1 protein-coding gene is annotated in these 1110 nt (G+C 68.9%); it reads right to left on the bottom strand.

Annotated features, from left to right (window positions below; all coding sequences use genetic code 11):
* On the bottom strand, positions 1-1026 hold a 1026-nt coding region (locus ACFVJ3_RS49550; protein ID WP_378459058.1), incomplete at its 3' end, for an IS256 family transposase.
* Between the last annotated feature and the right edge of the window lie 84 nt (positions 1027-1110).

The raw sequence follows: 1110 nt of genomic DNA, 5'->3' as shown, positions 1-1110 counted from the left end.
CAATCGCAGCACGGTGAGGGTCTCGTCCAGGCCCTCGCGCAGGCTGGCCGCCGCCCCGGGATGGGTGCGGTCCAGCTCCTTCGCCAGCGCCCGCAGCGCGGCCTCGGCCTCGAGCGCCGACGCGGCGTGGTAGGCGTCGGTCATCTTCCGGCCCACACCGCTGCGAAGCCGTTTCGGCAGACGATCTTTCACGTTTCGGATCTTGTGCAGTTGACAGCGTTGGATCACCGGGCGATCGAGCACGTCGACCACCGCCTTGCGCAAGGCCTTGGACCCGTCGAGGCCCACCAGCATCGGGCGGGTGACGTCCATACCCCGCTCCCGCAGGTCCACCAGCAGGTCGGTGACGACGGTGGCATTCTCGGTGGCACCTTCGACCAGCGCGAGCGGGTGCTTGTTCCCGTCGAGGTCGATGCCCAGGGCGACAACACAGCAGGACTCGGCGAAGTGGACCCCGTCGATCATCAACGCGACCAGGTCGAGCCCGGACAGATCCCGTGAAAGCAGCTCGCCGAGGGCGGTCTCGGTCATCGCCACGAACTTGCGCGAGACCGCCGATTTACTTGTCGCCGAGGACGTTTCGGTCACCCGTTCACCGACCGGTTCGAGGCCGACCGGGTAGCGGCGCGTCGACAGGCCGGCGAGCATCTTCTCCATCGCCATCTTGCCCAGGATCTCGGTGGAGGTGAACAGCTCGTACGAGCCGATCGGCAACTCCCCGGAACCGTCGGCGGCCCGCACCCGTGGCCGCGTCACCGGTACCCGTCGGCCGCCGAGGGTCACCGACCCCCGTTCACGGCCGTGCCGGACCGCGGTGCGCGCCGCATCGTGACGGCCCTTCGGCCCGGCCAGTGCGGTCACGTCGGCGTCCATCATTGCCTGCATGACCTGCAGGCCGGCGCCGACGGCCAGCGCGAGCAGGCCTTCCTGCATGTTCTCGGCGATCTCGGCCATCGCCACAGTGACCTGCTCCGGAATCGCGGGCGGTGTCGCGTCCACGAGCGGGTTCTGGCTACTCTTCTTCACGGCGGTCCCCTTGCTGTCGGTGTGTCTTTGGCGGACGCCCGACACCTACCACACGGCAGGTCTCGAGCGGGGGGACCGCCACCT

Source organism: Rhodococcus sp. NPDC127593, assembly GCF_042671975.1.
In the GTDB taxonomy this organism is placed as follows: domain Bacteria; phylum Actinomycetota; class Actinomycetes; order Mycobacteriales; family Mycobacteriaceae; genus Rhodococcus_F.
This window is presented reverse-complemented; position numbering and strand designations above follow the sequence as displayed.